The organism is Microcoleus sp. S13C4 (assembly GCF_036700865.1).
In the GTDB taxonomy this organism is placed as follows: domain Bacteria; phylum Cyanobacteriota; class Cyanobacteriia; order Cyanobacteriales; family Microcoleaceae; genus Microcoleus.
In genome coordinates this window covers 1-17,362 of record NZ_JAUBPS010000016.1, presented here as the reverse complement: position 1 = coordinate 17,362, position 17,362 = coordinate 1, and the positions used below count along the sequence as shown (strand labels likewise).

At 44.7% G+C, this 17,362-nt stretch carries 17 protein-coding genes and 1 pseudogene; 8 read left to right on the top strand and 10 right to left on the bottom strand.

Annotation, left to right across the window (positions count from 1 at the left end; translation table 11 throughout):
• Window positions 1–232: 232 nt before the first annotated feature.
• Window positions 233–1,402 (top strand): exodeoxyribonuclease VII large subunit, encoded by a 1,170-nt coding sequence (xseA, locus tag QT996_RS09265; protein WP_333046044.1) that lies wholly within the window; start codon window positions 233–235, stop codon window positions 1,400–1,402.
• Entirely contained in the window at window positions 1,399–1,626 is a 228-nt protein-coding gene (gene xseB / locus QT996_RS09260) for an exodeoxyribonuclease VII small subunit (RefSeq protein ID WP_333046043.1), read from the top strand. Before xseA ends, xseB begins: the two co-directional genes overlap by 4 nt.
• A 225-nt stretch (window positions 1,627–1,851) precedes the next feature.
• Here the strand turns inward: xseB and QT996_RS09255 are convergent, their stop codons facing one another.
• The 6 genes from QT996_RS09255 to QT996_RS09230 all read right to left on the bottom strand — a co-directional run bounded on the left by QT996_RS09255 (window position 1,852) and on the right by QT996_RS09230 (window position 9,574).
• Window positions 1,852–5,388 carry a CHAT domain-containing tetratricopeptide repeat protein gene (locus tag QT996_RS09255; protein ID WP_333046041.1) on the bottom strand — a complete coding sequence of 1,179 codons (3,537 nt, stop codon included), beginning with the start codon at window positions 5,386–5,388 and terminating at the stop codon, window positions 1,852–1,854.
• A gap of 319 nt (window positions 5,389–5,707) precedes the next feature.
• Entirely contained in the window at window positions 5,708–6,571 is an 864-nt protein-coding gene (locus QT996_RS09250) for a DUF1822 family protein (protein WP_333046039.1), read from the bottom strand.
• Window positions 6,571–7,545 carry a hypothetical protein gene (locus QT996_RS09245; protein ID WP_333046037.1) on the bottom strand — a complete coding sequence of 325 codons (975 nt, stop codon included), beginning with the start codon at window positions 7,543–7,545 and terminating at the stop codon, window positions 6,571–6,573. Before QT996_RS09245 ends, QT996_RS09250 begins: the two co-directional genes overlap by 1 nt.
• 294 nt (window positions 7,546–7,839) lie before the next feature.
• On the bottom strand, window positions 7,840–8,049 hold the full coding sequence (locus QT996_RS09240; RefSeq protein WP_333046036.1) for a CsbD family protein: 210 nt from the start codon (window positions 8,047–8,049) through the stop codon (window positions 7,840–7,842).
• 198 nt (window positions 8,050–8,247) lie between these two features.
• Window positions 8,248–9,075 (bottom strand): PHP domain-containing protein, encoded by an 828-nt coding sequence (locus QT996_RS09235; RefSeq protein ID WP_039886987.1) that lies wholly within the window; start codon window positions 9,073–9,075, stop codon window positions 8,248–8,250.
• 223 nt (window positions 9,076–9,298) lie between these two features.
• Window positions 9,299–9,574: a hypothetical protein gene (locus tag QT996_RS09230; protein ID WP_333046033.1), complete on the bottom strand. Its 276-nt coding sequence runs from the start codon at window positions 9,572–9,574 to the stop codon at window positions 9,299–9,301.
• Between the two features lie 471 nt (window positions 9,575–10,045).
• Here QT996_RS09230 and QT996_RS09225 point away from each other — a divergent pair, with 471 nt between their 5' ends.
• Window positions 10,046–10,372, top strand: coding sequence for a hypothetical protein (locus QT996_RS09225; RefSeq protein ID WP_333046031.1), 327 nt, complete (start codon window positions 10,046–10,048; stop codon window positions 10,370–10,372).
• Between the two features lie 145 nt (window positions 10,373–10,517).
• Here the strand turns inward: QT996_RS09225 and QT996_RS09220 are convergent, their stop codons facing one another.
• Entirely contained in the window at window positions 10,518–10,985 is a 468-nt protein-coding gene (locus tag QT996_RS09220; protein ID WP_333046030.1) for a hypothetical protein, read from the bottom strand.
• Window positions 10,986–11,040: 55 nt separating this feature from the next.
• On the opposite strand from QT996_RS09220, the gene QT996_RS09215 reads away from it, so the two are divergent.
• Together QT996_RS09215 and QT996_RS09210 are read left to right on the top strand one after the other, a co-directional pair.
• Window positions 11,041–11,661 carry a histidine phosphatase family protein gene (locus QT996_RS09215; RefSeq protein WP_333046029.1) on the top strand — a complete coding sequence of 207 codons (621 nt, stop codon included), beginning with the start codon at window positions 11,041–11,043 and terminating at the stop codon, window positions 11,659–11,661.
• 60 nt (window positions 11,662–11,721) lie between these two features.
• Window positions 11,722–12,099 (top strand): VOC family protein, encoded by a 378-nt coding sequence (locus tag QT996_RS09210; protein WP_333046027.1) that lies wholly within the window; start codon window positions 11,722–11,724, stop codon window positions 12,097–12,099.
• A gap of 152 nt (window positions 12,100–12,251) precedes the next feature.
• On the opposite strand, the gene QT996_RS09205 is transcribed toward QT996_RS09210, so the two are convergent.
• Window positions 12,252–12,542, bottom strand: coding sequence for a hypothetical protein (locus QT996_RS09205; protein WP_190661269.1), 291 nt, complete (start codon window positions 12,540–12,542; stop codon window positions 12,252–12,254).
• A 42-nt stretch (window positions 12,543–12,584) separates the two neighbouring features.
• Window positions 12,585–13,256 carry a phosphoribosyltransferase family protein gene (locus QT996_RS09200; RefSeq protein ID WP_333046026.1) on the bottom strand — a complete coding sequence of 224 codons (672 nt, stop codon included), beginning with the start codon at window positions 13,254–13,256 and terminating at the stop codon, window positions 12,585–12,587.
• 167 nt (window positions 13,257–13,423) lie between these two features.
• Here QT996_RS09200 and QT996_RS09195 point away from each other — a divergent pair, with 167 nt between their 5' ends.
• On the top strand, window positions 13,424–14,101 hold the full coding sequence (locus QT996_RS09195) for a uracil-DNA glycosylase (RefSeq protein ID WP_333046025.1): 678 nt from the start codon (window positions 13,424–13,426) through the stop codon (window positions 14,099–14,101).
• Window positions 14,102–14,287: 186 nt separating this feature from the next.
• Here the strand turns inward: QT996_RS09195 and QT996_RS09190 are convergent.
• A pseudogene (locus QT996_RS09190) lies at window positions 14,288–15,012 on the bottom strand (IS1 family transposase).
• A 353-nt stretch (window positions 15,013–15,365) separates the two neighbouring features.
• Between QT996_RS09190 and QT996_RS09185 the strand changes: the two are divergent.
• Together QT996_RS09185 and QT996_RS09180 are read left to right on the top strand one after the other, a co-directional pair.
• Complete coding sequence (locus tag QT996_RS09185; protein ID WP_333046024.1) at window positions 15,366–15,596, top strand: hypothetical protein; 231 nt, start codon at window positions 15,366–15,368, stop codon at window positions 15,594–15,596.
• 144 nt (window positions 15,597–15,740) lie between these two features.
• A partial coding sequence (locus QT996_RS09180) for a DUF4347 domain-containing protein (protein WP_333046022.1) occupies window positions 15,741–17,362 on the top strand: 1,622 nt, incomplete at its 3' end.

Below are 17,362 nucleotides of genomic sequence, written 5' to 3'. Positions count from 1 at the left end.
TTGTTTGCAGTTAAAATTACTATCGTCCGCTCAGCCTACCAATAAATTACCTTAGATATACTACAATAGTCCGGACTATTTTGAGATCCTAGTCGGAAACCCTGGATTTTCCGTTAGCAAGTCGATTCTGCCATAGCCCTGACACCCTTATTTTACGCTTGGCAATCGCACACTGTCCGAAGTATTGATAGTAGCCTAAATCTAAAATCTAAAATCTAAAATCTAAAATTGGATGAGTTCAATTCTTCCCGATACAGCTTTATCTGTTGCCGGACTAACATCTTACCTGCAAGACTTGTTGGAGGGCGATCGCAACCTGCAATCAGTTTGGCTGACAGGCGAGGTGTCGAACGTTTCGCACCACCCCAGCGGCTGCTTTTTCACTCTGTGCGACACCGACAAAAGCGCTGCTATTCGCTGCGTAGTGTGGAATTCTCAGCGGCAAAAATTGGTGCAAATCCCGGAAAAAGGGGAACAGTTGCTGGTTTTGGGAAGCATCCGGGTTTACAAAAATCGCGGCGAGTACCAGTTGACTGTTGTGCAATCGCTACCGGCTGGGGAAGGATTGCAGGCTTTGCGGTTGCAGCAATTGCGATCGCGCTTGGATGCTGAGGGTTTCTTCGATCCCGCCAGAAAGCGCCCGATTCCCGCACACCCGCAAATTGTGGCCGTGGTGACATCCGATACTGGCGCTGCTTGGGGAGACATTCAGCGCACTCTAGCCCAAAGATATCCGGGTTTGCGGGTGTTGCTGTCGCCGACAGGAGTGCAGGGAGAATTGGCTGCTGCTGCCATTGCTAGGGCGATCGCCCGCGTAGAATTGGACGGTAGGGCTGATGTGATCATTTTAGGGCGGGGCGGCGGTTCTGCGGAAGATTTGGCTTGTTTTAATGATGAGAGAGTTGTCAGGGCGATCGCGAATTGTGCGATTCCAATTATTACAGGTATCGGACACGAAAGAGACGAATCTCTCGCCGATTTAGTAGCAGATAAACGAGCCCACACTCCGACTGCGGCAGCCGCTCAAGCAGTACCAATTTTAGCAGATATTTACTTTGAACACAAGCAGCGAATGGTCAATTTAGCAAACGCTGTGCGAACCAGATTTCAGACAGAAGAAGAGCATTTGCAACTGTTACAAAACCGATTAAAACGTTTGCCTGCGACATCCCGAACTTTGCGACAAGCAACTGGTAAACTAGAAGTATTGCAAGAAAAGTTATCCGCCCTGAATCCGGCTGCGGTATTGCAAAGGGGTTATGCGGCGGTAATCCAAAGTGACGGTACGATCGTCCGCAAAACTGACGGTTTGGAATTGGGAGAGGAATTGACTGTGAGATTGAGTCGGGGAGAGCTGAAAGTTAAGATTGTAGAAGTATTGGATGCTGAAGAAAAGTTATGATTGATTCGCAGTTGCGCCAGTCTGACTGGAATTATGAAGAAACGGTCGATCGAATTGAAGCGATTATCGATCGGGTTGAATCGGGAGAGTTGCCTCTAGAGGAGGTTTTCGAGCAGTTTGGGGTGGCTGTGGAGTGTTGGCAGGAGTGCGAAAGATTTTTGGCGCGGGGGAAGGAACAGATGGATTTGTCGATCGAGCTTTTAGCCGCAGAACCCGATTTTTAACCGGAGATAAACTCTGATTAATGTGGATGAAATAGCGCGTTTTGCCGAAAGTCCGACAGGGAATTAATTCCCTGTCTCATAGCCAAAGTCCTCGCTAGGAGGAGTGTTAAACTCATAGGATTTAGCATCGGAGCCCAGAAACCGGGTTTTTCTACGAAAAGACGGGTTGCGGCCAAAAGATTCGGTAAAAAACCCGGTTTCTTCAGCCGGAGTTCCTCAGTCTAGTCAATGCAACCCCTGACAAATAAACCCCGACCAATAACTCAAATCATCAAAAGGATTTGACATAGTGTAAATATTTTCTTTCAAACTCTCATATCCTTCCTTCTGTTTCTGAATCTGATTCTCCCGCTTCGTTATTTTCTTCAACTCCGCCCCCAACTTATTAAACTCATCCGTCTCCTTGTGGTAGGATTTCTGCTGCAATTTTAACTTTTGTTTTTCCTTTTGAGCCACAGCCAATTTTGACTTTAAATCCCCAATAATTCTCTGAAGCAACGGATCGATTTGCGGTTGATAAAGCTCTTTCAACTCCGCCCCCGAAATTGTCCGCAACCTCACCTGTGCCCGCCACAAAGCCTCTGGACGACTCAAACCTTCCCGACGATACTGATAGTAAAAAATCGAAAACAACGAAGTAGCAAAATCATCCACCGCCCACAAAGTGCTGACCACACTCCGCGCCCCCGCACACAAAAATCCCGTTCCCAAACTGAGCAGATTATCGGTAATTTCCGTCCCTCCTAAATTAGTTTCGCAGCAGGACATAAACACATCGGATAACTGTGGCAAGCGCCAACCAGGTGTCATCAATTCCCCTAATGTGATACTCCCGTCTCCTAAAAACAAGCGCGATTCTAAAGGATTGTCTAAACGCGAGACAGCGTGGTGACTGGAGTGGATTATATTCATATTTTGGGCGAGGTTTCGATAGGCTGCGACTGTTGCTTCTTGACTTCCTTTTAAGCGCTCAGCTTTGGTCACAATTTCGGCAATTTGTTCGCACTCAAAAGGAGTGAAGTACAAGTCATCCGTGGCATTTTCCACAATCCCGTATTTGGGCGATTCGATGGTTGGGCGTTGATTGCAATACTCCAAGATTCGGCAACTGGGCACGTAACGAATTAGGAATTTGTCACCAAGGAACACCCTTCGTAGGGGCGGTGCCCCCGTGCCCGCCCTCGGTTGGGGAGGTTCTATCGGCAATGCCGCCAGCGGAATCTGATGCAAATACAAATGCGGAATCACAATCAATTCCTCAATCCCATCCAAACAATTACCAATCAACTCATCAACTTTCAACCGCTGCGACAACTGAGACAAAAACTCACCTATCCCCTGTTGCCAAATTTTCCGATCCAGCAAATAAGGCGACAACCAACTCTCAAAAATCCACTTCTGAAAAATTCCCAAACCCTCTCCCTGACAAGTGTGAATTTGCGGCGCTTTATCCTTGTAAATCACAAAAACATGAGTGTCATCTGTCGTGGTATAAAAACAGAGAATCGCCGTCTGCGAATTGTCAATCAATTGCTGCATCGCCGCAAACTGCATCGGATAGACTTGAACTTGTCCAGCTAAAACTGGATCTAAACTGCGGATGTTTTCCCAGATTCGCTGTTTCTGGGCTTCCAATTCTTGAATCTTCTCCGTGTAAGCAGAAGTATCCGCCCGACTCCGCGACTGACTCCCCACACCAGCTAATCCCTTATTCCCCTCAGATGGATTGCGGAGTTGTTCGACTTCTGCGTCAATTTCCCGCTGCTTCGCTTCAAATTCCTGCAAATATTTTTGCACTTCCGGCGGGATTTCCCCGCTAGCATACAAATCATTGCTGTGCATTAAATCGACTAAACGCTGAGCACGGGTTCTGTCACAATATTCGATGGCTTTTTCCAGTTGATTGTTGTTGACAGCAGCTTGAATAGCCTTTTCGTAAACTTCTATAGATTCTGCTATAATCTGTTGGCGGATATCGTCTGAAGTTGCCCAACTTCTGCTTTTTTCTACTGCTTGGATTGCTTGCTCGAATCCTTCCAGGGCGATATCCCAGAAGCCAGCAGTGAAAGCGGTATTGCCGAGGTTTCTACCAGATTGCAAGCAGTCTAAAGGGAAAGTAGTAGGAGTGCGAATTTGTAATGCTAAGCGGAAACAAGAAATTGCCTCTTCAATATTCTCGGCCATGACTCCTGCTATTCTGTTACGATAGGCTTCCCCCAAATTGTTTTGAGTCATTGCCCAATATTCGGGATAATTCTCGCGGGTACGGACTTTTAAGGCTGCGGTATAACGGGCGATCGCAAGTTCAATATTCCCCGCCCTGACTCCTGCTATTCTCTTACTATAGGCATTTCCCAAATTGTTTTGAGTCATTGCCCAATCTTCGGGATAATTCTGGCACTTATAGACTTCTAAGGCAGCGGTATAATAGGCGATCGCAATTTCAATATTCTCGGCCCTGACTCCTGCTATTGTGTTTCTATAGGCTTCCCCCAAATTGTTTTGAGTCATAGCCCATTGTTCGGGATAATTCTCGCGGGTATAGACTTCTAAGGCTGCGGTATAACTGGCGATCGCAAGTTCAATATTCCCCGCCCTGACTCCTGCTATTCTCTTACTATAGGCATTTCCCAAATTGTTTTGAGTCATTGCCCAATCTTCGGGATAATTCTCGCACTTATAGACTTCTAAGGCAGCGGTATAACAGGCGATCGCAAGTTCAATATTCACCGCCCTCACACCCTCTATTCTGTCACTATAGGCGGCCGCCAAATTGTTTTGAGTCATAGCCCAATCTTCGGGATAATCCTTGCGGGTACGGACTTCTAAGGCTGCGGTATAACGGGCGATCGCAAGTTCAATATTCTCTGCCTTGACTCCTGCTATTCTGTCACAATAGGCAATCGCCAAATTATTTTGAGTGATAGCCCAATCTTCGGGATAATTCTCTCGCTTATAGACTTCTAAGGCTGCGGTAGAACGGGCGATCGCAAGTTCAATATTCTCTGCCTTGACTCCTGCTATTCTGTTACCATAGGCAGCCGCCAAATTATTTTGAGTCCCTGCCCAATGTTCGGGATAATCCTTGCGGGTACGGACTTCTAATGCTGCGGTATAACAGGCGATCGCAAGTTCAATATTCGCCGCCCTCACACCCTCTATTCTGTCACTATAGGCGGCCGCCAAATTGTTTTGAGTCATAGCCCAATCTTCGGGATAATCTTTGCGGGTACGGACTTCTAAGGCTGCGGTATAACAAGCAATACAAATTTCTAAATTCCATGCCCGCCGCCCCAGGGGAAACTGCTGAATTAAATTGCCAAATTGAGCAATAACTGCAGCGATGTATGCAGCTTGTTCTGAGGTAACTTCTGTGAATTTGGATGTTGCCCAAGCTTGTAATACTTGAGCAAGATTTAAATCCAATTTGTCGAAGTTTTGTCCTAAAATAGAATAGACAACTTGAGGATTTCCACCACTTTCCATCGTTGCTTGTAATACCTCCCCAAAAAAAGATAAATACTCATCAGAAGTTGCTGTACTGCTGATATAATTTGCCAAATATGCAGCAAGACTTTGCAACCAACTTACATTGGAGTTACCCTCTGCCGCCATCTTCTCCGCTTCCGCTGCCATGAGTTGCACAAAATTGGCATCAACTAAGTCTCGATTGGCGTTGAGAATATCATTTACTGTACCGCTAGGGCACTCAAGCAGGGCTTGAATCAGTTCGAGATAGGCGGCGATGCGTTGTTCGTCCATTGGAGTTTCCCTTTATTCTGTATATATCTCTATCGGTAATTTGGGGGATAATTATGCAGATTCCTGAAAAATTCTAGATATTTGTCTTTGGAATGTTGTAGGGGCGGGTTCACCAACCACCAGCGCCAAAAACAAATAAACTCCAAAACCCGCCCCCACCCCATGCAAAAAACCCAAAAACGCAATATTTTAATTTTTTTTTCGTATTGATGACTTGTAGGGGCGGTTTTTTTTAATTTTTGATTTTTATCAGATATGGTTAGTGAAGCCGCCCCTACAAGTCAGGGAAATTTATCCATATTTCTAGGAGATTGCCGATTTATGACAAGGCAAAATCCTCACCATCTCCCCAAATCTCAGCTAACTTCTCCAACAAATCTTCAGCAATCAGATTCAGTTCTGCTTTCACATCCTCCTCAATATCTGAAGCTTTCTCAACAGGTGAAGATTTATCACGAGAGAAAGATATATCTCTATTTCCCAAACCTCCACTGCTAGAACCACTTCCCGCTAAAGCCTTCCCCCCTTCATATCCCCAGTCAGATTTCTCACTACTGTGCAAAACTTTATTCAAAATTGCCACAATTTCCGAAATAGATTTGTTTTGCAAATTCTCCCGAACTTGTGCTTGTACGGGGTCATTTTCTCCCAAATCAGATAGCAACTCTTCAATTTCACCTTGCAACAGCGGAATCGCCAACTCAATTCGATCTAAATAATCCCACAATTCCTCAAGTGGTTTGAGATTAGTTAGAGAAATCTCTTGAATTTCATCATGAATTTCCACAGCCGAAATAAAGCCCAAAAGTTTCACCTTATCGAAAGGTTCGGCAAACTGAACGACGATATATGCAATGCGGTTTCCTCGCACTTCCGGCAGAGAAATCGCCGATTCTCCAAGCTGAACCGGACAGCATTCTATCTTGCCAATCCCCGGCAAAACCAAATCGCCGACATCCAAAACCGCCCGCATTGCTGGATTCCAACTATCACCGCCATCAATATCGGTTTCCATTTCCATCCATTCCAAAAAATAGTTAACTGCCCAAACCGCCAGGGTATTGAAATAAACCCGCTTGCCTTTTTGCGGATTAGCTTGCTCTGAAGCAAATTGCAGAGCTAAATTGCGGGCAGTTTGCTCCAGAGGAATTTGTAACAAATAAGTATCCATGCTATTCACCATTATTCCTCCGGTTGATATCCACATTCTTTAGCAATTCTATTGCCAATCTCTTTGACGAGTTCAAAACCTGTTCTTTTCCAGTGAGAGTTGAGAGTTTGATAGTCAATATTTAACTCTCTGGCAATTACCGATAATTTATCAGGAGGGTCTTTCAGCAGCAATCGCACTGCCAGTATGTGACAATTGGCATCCGGTCGAGGGCGACGATTTTCGGGAGTGTTTGGCTGAGTCTTATCTATTTTTTCATTGGGATAACTGTTTCGCAGTTCTCCCGTCGGATCGTCTTCAATACACTGCCATAGTTTGCGGCCGATGCGATCCTTATTTTTAACTTGTTCTTGCTCAATCAGTTGCTCAATCCCTATGACCGTAGTATCATCAGCCACTCCTTCAGAATCAAATTTTTCACCTGTTTTGCTCTTAGTTGGAGCATCCAAACTAAAAGTAAAAGGCTGCCGCTCTAACTTGCTGTATTGGTCGTATACTTTGCGTTTAACGATTGTATTGAACCGCTTAACCACTCTGGTTTGCAACGCATCATCAGCGATATTATCGAGGTCAATTTCCCGAAAAAATCTCGGCAGCGTTTTGAAAAAACCCCCATAGGCCTCATTCACTGCGCCGTCAAAATCAATATTAGGATTGACATCGCGATTCTTGCGAATTCCGGGCAAATGGGGAATGAGTTGGCACAATTTATTTTTGAGTCTTTCTTGTTCCTTACTCCCCTCTTGCGAGTCTTTCAAGAGTTGTAGAAGTTGGCGTAACTGTTCGTCGGTGTTCACTGGGACGTTCGGATGACATCGAGATAATTCGATTATCCCAGGGAAAATAGCGCTGTAACCTGCCAACAGTAACAAGGTCAAGGAAATCGGTTTGAGTTCCCAACCCGTGGGTGGAAGCAACAAGTTGAAACTTGCCCCTACAGGAACTAAACCTGCTAAGGGTTCGACGGGGGTATCATGTCTCGTCATAGTCCAGTTTTTGCGTGTTGATACTCTGATATCGCAGGTTTTGGCTGCTTTATGCAGAATTGAGCAAAAATTTTTCGTAAAGGCAATGCGATAAGGACTGAAGTCCTTACTACGAAATTAATCCGGTGTAAAATTAACAATCGTAGGGACTTCTCCACTGCGCTTTTGAAGAGATGTCGCAGGAGTCACCCAGTTTATGCACATTTCAAAAATAAATCATATCAAACCCTATTGATACCAAAGGATTTGATATGAAGCGAATTCTATTAGCCAAGATTTGGTATAGCGCGGTTTCTACAATTTGTCGATCGACCTTTTGGCTTTATCTGCCAGATTTCTCACCGCATTTTTAGCATCTTCTGCTGCGTGGCGGGCGGAGGCTTCCGCTTGTTTGGCTTTGCCTTCAACCTGGTCTTTTCTGTTGCCCGTAATATTACCGAAAATTTCCTGAGCTTTGCCTTCTAAATTTTTGCCGATCGCCTTAGCTCTGTCTTCTGCACTCATAATAAGCTCCGTTTGGCAAGTTGCTATAGTAACATTGTAAAATTAACTCGGCTGCAATTGCCTTTAACTTCATATTAATTTATATTCTGCTTGACCTCGGTCTTCTTCTAATGATTTACTTCCGGCAAACTCGTCACTCAAAAAGCCAAGGATTTTTTTGTGACAACTGTATACATCCGCAAAATTCGTTCTAAAAAACTATTTCAAACTCGCCGCAGCAACTTTAATTGGTTCCAGTAATTCTAACGGCAAATGCAGCATATTCAATTGGGTGCTATCTGCTGCTTTCCTTTCAGGATCGGGGCCGTGATAATCGCTGCCACCAGTTGCCAGCAAACCGTAATGAAGGCACAAATCTTTCAACTTTTGGATTTGGCTGGAACTGTGGCTGGGATGGTATACTTCAACTCCCATTAAACCAGCATCTACTAATTCTTTTAAGACTTCCTCAACAGCGCCGCCGCGAAATAAATAAGGGTGAGCCCAAACTGGTACGGCGCCGCAACTCTTCAGTAAATCGATGCCTTCGACTATCGAGAATTTCTCGTAATGAACATAAGCCGGGCCGTCATCTCCCAGCCAGCGATCGAATGCTTCCCGCGATGATTTCGCGTGACCGGCTTTTACCAGTGCAGAGGCAATGTGAGGCCTTCCCGGTGCCATTCCTGGGGATGTTTTTGGCAGTTCGATCGCGTATCCCATTGCTGCTAATTTTTCGACCATTTCCTGCGATCGGCGGAACCTTCCTTCCAGGCGATCGTTCAAAGGAACGCGCAACTTATTGGCATCAGGATAAAAACCTAAAATGTGCAGCGAACGGCCGTTGTGAACAGTGCTGAGTTCGAGTCCTGGCACGATTTCTATACCGTGCAAAGCAGCAGCGGCGAAGGCTTCATCCCAACCCGACATCGTATCGTGATCCGTGACAGCCAAGGCGCGAACCCCCGATGACGCGGCCGCGGCTACGAGTTCGGCAGGGGTGAGAGTGCCGTCGGAATAAGTAGTGTGACAGTGGAGTTCTAGCATTTTTTCGGTAAGTTAAAGTCTGCAAGACCTGCAATTATTCCCCTCACTCACGCGACATATATCGTCCCTGCAATCGACAAGTTTTTGGGTAATTTCAATCAGTTAGCTGTAATAAGTTGTCGCGCCTTTAATTGGGACATTTATGTTTATTAAAAGCTGGCGTGGGGTGGGCATCTTGCCCGCCTTTTCAATTGAATTTAGATGCAGAACACCTTAGCTCTATCTAGATTTCTCGCATTGGATGAAGGACACCCTCTGGCAATTTGGAAGGAATCGGCGATATTTCAATACTTTGTATGTTGTGAACTGGGATAACTACCAGTTTATCTGCCAATTCGAGAATTATCGGGTCTGCTGTCAACATTTTGTGCAGGCGAGTGCCTAAAGTTGCTTGCTCTCCTACTGTTCCCTCTGGCGCACTGAACTGGAAGTGTTGCTGTTTGCCGTTGGTATAGTGGATTATCAGATCGATAATTCTTTCTTGGTTGGTTGCTTGCATAATTTTTTTCCCTAACAGTCGATCGGGACTTCGCAAAATTAACACTAAATCAAAACTGGCGATCGCACCACTGTTGCAAAGCTTATTGGAAAGCTTTTGACAAAACCGGGATGTCGGTATGAAAGTTCGCTTGCTACTAATTTTATCACAAAAAATGTACTGAAACTCGCCAACTTACCAAGTATACAATTGGCAGTCGCGCTGTCTTCGCTCCTCAATACGCGAGATCCCTCGCCCGCAATATTTGGTCGATTGCGCTTTCTTCTATGCCACTTGGCAAAGTGGCTCAATTTAGCCTGTGTAGCGACTTGACTCAAAGCAGTCTCAAGTCTTACAGCAGAGGCATTTGAGCGCTTTGGGTGTCCAGGTTTTTCAAGGGGGGAACTGTGGAGGTTAGGATAGTGGCATTCTGCGGTCACTGCGGCAGAGGATTTTTTTATAAATTAATAACATAACATTCAGGTACAGCTTATGAAATCCACACTTTGTTATCCCGAAACTTCTCTTCACTCTAACGCAGTCACTGTTAATAATAATGCTATTGACTCTTGTATCCTTGCAGCTTGGATTGACTTAGTAGGAGGAGATTTTGATAGCTTGGGAGGAGATGATTGGCTTCCCTTGTGCGGCGACATTGATGACGGCGAAATTTACCGGGAATGGTTTTTGTGGCAAGACAGCGAAGTGGCTCAAGAATGGGAAGCTTACGATCCCATTACTAATTATCGAGTTGTCGCACCTACCCGAGAAATGCTGATTTCTAAAATCGACAAAATAGAAGAGTCCAGAACAATTTAGTTGAGCGGGAGAAGGTTAAATCTTGAGTTTCAACTTTAATAATTCTGTAAACAAACCCGGTTTCTCCCAACCAAACTCAAGAAACCGGGTTTTTCAGATCAAAACTCTAGGTTTGGGTTGAGTTCCACTGCCCCAACATAATAATTTATGTGGCTACTGCTTTTTGTTTGTCTCGTTCTAATTTGCGCTGCTTCAAGGCGCCAAGATTTTGTTTAATCGTGTCGATCGCAAATCCAGCCCCCTGCTGTTGGTATAATTCGCTGGCACGGATCAAATCTGCAACTGCCTCCTCATCCGATCGCAAATTCGCACAAGCCAAGGCGCGATTGTGGTAAGCTTCTGCCAAAGTTGAAACTTGTTCTACAGCGCTGGTAAATTTATCTTTTGCCTTGCGGTACTTTCCTGACTGATAAGCCTCAATTCCTTGTTGAAAATAAACGGAAGCTTTACTGCCGCTTTCGGTATCTGGAAATTCTGGGTAAGTTAAAATTGGTTCTTTAAAGAGTACAGAAATGCTGCCCTTGCCGAAGTAAGCCCAAGTCATTGTTCCAAACCCAATCCCCAGCACGATGGCAACAATGACAGACAGAGCAATAAAATTGGTGAGTTCCATAGAGCAATATTTGTTGTATTATAATATGATAAGTTAATTTCTAACTTCTGCACCAATGGCTGCGCGGATTTACCTTAACTGGAAATGGTTTTTCGGATCGCTAGCTTTAGTATTGTCGATCGGCTTAATTACTGCAACTGCAAGTTCTAACGCAGCAACTAACGCGCAAACTCAAGCAGGGTGGCAATTGTTGCAGCGGGGGGAGACGGGGTTGGTGGTAGCAATGCGACACGCGATCGCCCCAGGTACGGGAGATCCTGCTAACTTTAAGTTGGGCGACTGTTCCACGCAGCGGAATTTATCAGCACAGGGAAGAACCCAAGCCAAGCAAATTGGAGGCGAATTTCGCAACCGCAACATCAAAGTTGCCAGAGTTTTATCGAGTCAGTGGTGTCGGTGTTTGGAAACAGCAAAACTGATAAATTTAGGCAAAGTCGAACCGTTCCCAGCGTTGAACTCATTCTTTAGCGATAGCAGAAAAGAAGCCCAACAAACAGATCCAATCCGCAAATTAATTGTTGACAACCGCCACACTAAAGGCGCGATTATTATGGTAACGCATCAAGTAAATATTACCGCTATCACTGATATTGTACCGCAAAGCGGCGAAGCTGTGATTCTCAAAAGCGATCAACAAGGTAAAATCCAAATAGTCGGACGAATTGGAGGATTTTAAATAGATAGAAAGTTATAATATTATTAATTTCCCATTACCAATTCCCCATTACCAATTTATATGAGTTTCCAATACAGCGCCGCCCTAGTGACTTTAGCAGACCTAGATAAGGAAGTTCTTGTTAAATTTTACACAAAATTTCTCGACATAGAGCCAAACCCTTATATTCCCAATACTTATGCGGAATTTCAACTCCCAGGCTTAAGACTTGGTATATTCAAACCTAAAGATTCCCACAAATCGGAATTTGCAAATCGAGCAAAAACAGGCATGAGTTTGTGTTTGGAAGTCAGCGATATCGAAACTGCGATCGCCCGAATTTGGGCTTTAGGTTATCCGCCCAGCGGAGAAATTATCAAAGCTTCTCACGGTCTAGAAATCTATGCCTTCGATCCTGCAGGCAACCGCATAATTTTACATCAATCCAATCAGCGGTAGAGACTGTAGAGAAGACTGGACGATTTCAATCGCTATTACACTTGCTTCTCGTCCGAACTCACAGGGGCTAAGAAATCAAGGGGATATTTAAGGCGAACTGGGTATAAAACCAGCCCTTACCATTCAAAACTCAAAACTCAAAACGGCCTTAACTACCTAATCAGTTCAGCAAAACTATAAAAACTGATAATTAATAACAGCAATGCTGTCAGGTGAGTTAGCTGAAATTGAGGCCGTGGGCCGATGGATTCCCGTACCAAAATTGAAAAAGACGAACCAATTATATAACTCAAAGACAGCGTTAAATACTGCCACTGCAATGTTACACTCCACAGCCCCAGCAAAATCATCGCCAAAGTCAACATCACCAACTCAACAAAGCGAGGCGGATTGTGCTGAGTAGACAGAATCAAAGTGTCCAACCAATATTGCCAAGGTCTCATGTTTTAGCGATCGAGCTTTTGGATTTAGCCTTCTAGCTTAACCTACGATCGCCATTCCGTTTGTTGCTGCAAACACCTTAAAGCCTCCGCAGTCTCAACCTGCGGAAATTGCCCGTAAAAGCGGCTGACACTGTAAAAAGGGTGAGGAGTCTCCAGGACGATCGCCTTATCGCCCATTCCGGCCAAAAATCCCATCAAATCTGCCGGGGCGACAGGCGCGCAAATCCATAAAGCCGCCGGTTGCTGCGACTGCAAAGCCTTAGCCGCCACAGCCATCGTCATCCCCGTAGCAATGCCGTCATCTACCAAAATCGCCAAAGCCCCCGCCGCGCTGATATTTGGGCGTCCAGGAGACAAATCTGCCAGCAGAGATTGAGCATTATTTTGAGCCACGGGCAGTGCTAATTTTTGCAAGCGTAAATTGTGCTGCTTTTGCTTTTCCCAGAGGACGTGACCGTCAGCAGTTGCAGCCCCGATCGCCAATTCTAAATTATCTGGGCGAGTAATTTTCTTAGCGACAACCACATCCAAAGGACAGCCCAAGCGGCGCGCAATCGGCACAGCAACGGGCAAACCCCCGCGCGGCAAGGCGTAAACAATCGGTTTCACCGCCTTCTGTGTCATTAAACTCAACTTGCCGAACTCGTCCACAACTGCCTCGGCCAGTTTTTCGCCTGCATCGGCGCGATCGTCAAAAAACGGGTTAGAGAACATATTTTTGCCTGTACGAGCTCAACGAAATAATGTCAGACTTGCGAGTATTAATTTGAGATTGTGCGATCGACAGCATCCCATACAAGCTTCTAGCCAAACTCAAATCACCAAACCCGATCTAAACTATAAACTCTAGACTCAAAAAAATCTCCCTAATTGTAAAATTTATGTCCAGCGACTTGCAACTGAGCCTTTTTGACAACAATCAAAGTGCCACTTTCCAAACTGACTCAATACCAGCAAATGCCAAAATTCCCATTCCTCCCGGCACTTATCAAAATATGGAACAAATCGGCGAGCACTGCAACCGCTGTCACCGCTGCGAATTAGGCAATACGCGCACTCACGCTGTCATCGGGCGGGGCAATCCTCAAGCCTCAATTTTGATTGTGGGAGAAGCGCCCGGACAAAACGAAGACGAAACTGGATTGCCCTTCGTCGGGCGATCGGGCAAACTGTTAGATAAGATTTTAGAATCCGTGGGATTGAGTGCAGAAACCGACGTATTCATTGCCAACGTCATTAAATGTCGCCCTCCCAACAACCGCCCTCCGACAGCAAAAGAAATCGAAGCTTGCAAACCATACTTGCTCGAACAAATTCGCATTTTAGACCCCAAAATTATTTTATTAACCGGTGCAACAGCCCTCAAAGGTTTGTTAAGCGACAAGCGGCCCATTAGTAAAATTAGAGGTCAATGGATTGAATGGGAAAATCGTTTGTGTATGCCGATTTTCCACCCGTCTTACTTGCTGCGAAACCCCTCCCGAGAACCGGAGACTCCGAAATGGTATATGTGGCAAGATATGCAGGCAATAAAAGCTAAACTGGATGAATTAAAATAGCAATTGTAATAATTTTTTGTTTGTGCTTTGTATGGGCGGGTTTCACCAACTATAATGGCCGAAAACAGATAATCTCATAAACCCGCCCCCACCCCACGGTAAATCCCTCAACAGAAAATTCGTGAATTTTCTAATACCTCTGTCAGGAACAGGCAAGATGCCTGTTCCACAATAAAAATTTGGTAGTCAAGCACAGTAATGATATCGTGTTCTGATGCAAAAATTATAGTAATGTACAAAGTTTAAAATTGCCTCAATATGGTTTTGCAGTTTTTTTGAGAAAGACAAGGTTTTACGAATCAAACGAGAAATTAGCTGCCGTAAAGTATTATTAAGTCTTTCAATCTAACTGGTTTTTCCCGATTCTTTACCTACAGATCAATGTCTTATAAAATGTAGCACTTCTTAATAAGATTCCCAAAAATCAGTATAACAAACAGCACATTGTCTATAGACAGGAGGTAAAGATTTCTAGAGCTCTTCCGCAGATTTTTTGAGCGGTCTCCAATATAAAGTCCAACAATTTTACGGGTATTTTGATCTAAAGGTATCCAGAGCCATTGCTTTTTTCGCTGGTTTTTGACAAATGACCACATTTCATCTAGCTGTAAAGTCAATTAATTTTTCGGTTTTTTTATCACCAAAATTGCCCCCAAAATTTCGGCATATTTTTATTTACATAATTCTGCCGCTATCGAATGGATACCCCCGTAGCTCTAGCAATTCCGGCTCAAGAAATTTTTTCTAAAATCAGCGGCTCAATTAAGGATTTAGTAGAGGAGTGAAATCTGCTTATATTGAGATTTTTAATCTGACTGATGACTACAAGTTTTACATTTAAATCGCTCTTTACCGTAAGAAGTCTTTCCCTTTTTAATAAAATAATCGCTTTGACAATTAGGACATTCCATAGTTTTACCTCGGAAATTTATGTGGATTTAATATTAAAACATTACTGTGCATCATTACCCGAATGACTAATCGCTATCGAGGTTTGAAGCACGGGCCTAGATTTAGATTCTTTTTTGAAAGTGGTATCAGCGGTAGGATATCGGATCTATCTGTAATTGCGCGTTTGTTGGAAGTAAGGGAAAACACGCACATATAAATTCCGTGTGATCGCGGATGGCAGTGCTGCAGAAATAGGGGAAACTGATAGATAGGTTAAATAAGAAAAAGCGAAATAAACAAGGTCGCTGGCAATTTCAGAAGCTCTGAATCCAAGGCTGTATCTACCGCTAAACTCACTTTTGGAGGACGCAATATGTTGACTTTTTTAAGGGAAACGACTCGCGCCTCGGAATACGCAAATTCCCCATCCAAAAGCTTTGTATTCCAAGACTCCAGCATCAATGAAGGTGGATATTTTGTTTCCAGGATTTGGGCTGGGGAATCTGACTGCATCGAGAAAATTACCTCGGCACTTCAAAAATATGGCTCTATTCTTATAGAGATTGACAAAGTTCGCACAACTTCTGACGGCCGTTCGGACTAACTGCAATTAGGCTCTGTTCTCCTCAGTTAAGATTACCTCGATTCATACAAAAGTCAATTGCCAAAATCGCATAGTTATCAAATAAACTTAATGAGATAACTCCGGGGTGTATCTACTAATAATGCCCTTAATGGAGTCTCCAATATGAGTTCTACATTCGCTCAAGTTAACTCACAATCTTCTTTTAAAAAACGGCCAGTGCGCTCCTTAGTCTTCATTGACTCCGGCGTGGAAGATTACGAGTCAATTACAGCGGGAGTGCTGCCGGGACAGCAGGTAGTAATACTCGATAGTACCAAAAACGGCATCGAAAAAATCACCTCGGAGATGGAAAAATACGCCTCTACTAAGGGGGCGATAGAATCGGTTCACATTTTTTCTCACGGCAATTCTGGTAGCTTGCAGCTTGGTTCTGCGACGTTGAATTCCGATAACTTGCCGCAATATGAAAGCCAGTTGCAAGGGTGGCGAAATGCCCTGAGCGAAAAAGCGGATATCGTGCTTTACGGTTGCGATGTTGCTGCGGGTTCCGGTAGTGATTTTGTCGCTCGCCTGGGCGAGTTAACCGGGGCTGATATTGCAGCCTCTACCGATCGCACTGGCTACGGTGGTAACTGGAATTTGGAGTTTGCCAAAGGTGATATTGAAGCACCGCTAGCCTTGACTCCAGAGGCAATGGCGGATTACCGAGGGACTTTAGGAACTATTACCGTTACTAACACTAATGATAGCGGACCGGGTTCCTTGAGAAATGCCATCGCCTCCGCAGCAGCCGGCGATACCATTCAATTTGTTTCCACTCTTGCCAGCCAAACAATTACTCTCACTTCTGGTCAACTTGTCATCAACAAAAACTTGACAATTGATGCAGTTGGTGCAGCTAATTTAACCATCAGTGGCAACAATACTTCGCGGGTCATCCTCACCGAAGCTTTAACCAATGTTACTCTAAAAAACCTGATTGTTGCCAACGGCAAAGTTTCTGGTACTGACCAAAATAATCAGACAACTAGCGCCGGTGGTGGCATTCAAACAGGAAGTAGCAGCACTTTAACTTTAGAAAATTGCCAAGTCAATAATAATGTTGCCGGTTTTGGTGGCGGCATTTATACAGGCTTCAAGAGTACCACCCATGTGACAAATAGTACCTTTGATGGTAACGATGGGCGATCGGCTAACAGCGAACGAGGTGGCGGGGCGATCGCCACGAAAAGCGGGGGTTCTCTCACCGTCAAAGGCTCTACTTTTACTAACAACAAAGGTATTAACGGTGGGGCAATTAACCACCTTTTAGGCAACCTAACCGTCGAAAATTCTACTTTTTTAAATAACGATTCTACTGCCGGGGCAGCCGGAGCAAATACCAGTGGTTATGGCGGTGCAATTTACACCGACGGTGCTAATGCTTCCGGTACAAACAGTACACCTGGACCTGTCGGTGGTACGATCGCCATTCGGAACAGTCGCTTTGAGGGCAACAAAGGCGCAGGGCAAGGCGGCGGGATGTTTCTCTTTGTATATCCCCCAGACAAAATCATTGTTGAAGGCAGTACAATAGTCAACAATCAAGTCGTCAAAAGCAGCAACGGCGATGCTTTAGGCGGCGGCTTACGAATTGCTAACGGCGCATTCACAATCAGCAACACTACTTTTTCTAACAATTTAGCGCAGAGTCAAGGTGGTGCTTTGTGGGTGGGAGAAAAATCCCCGGGTACGATTATCAACAGTACCTTTGCAGGAAATAAAGCAGAGGATGCTAGCGGTAC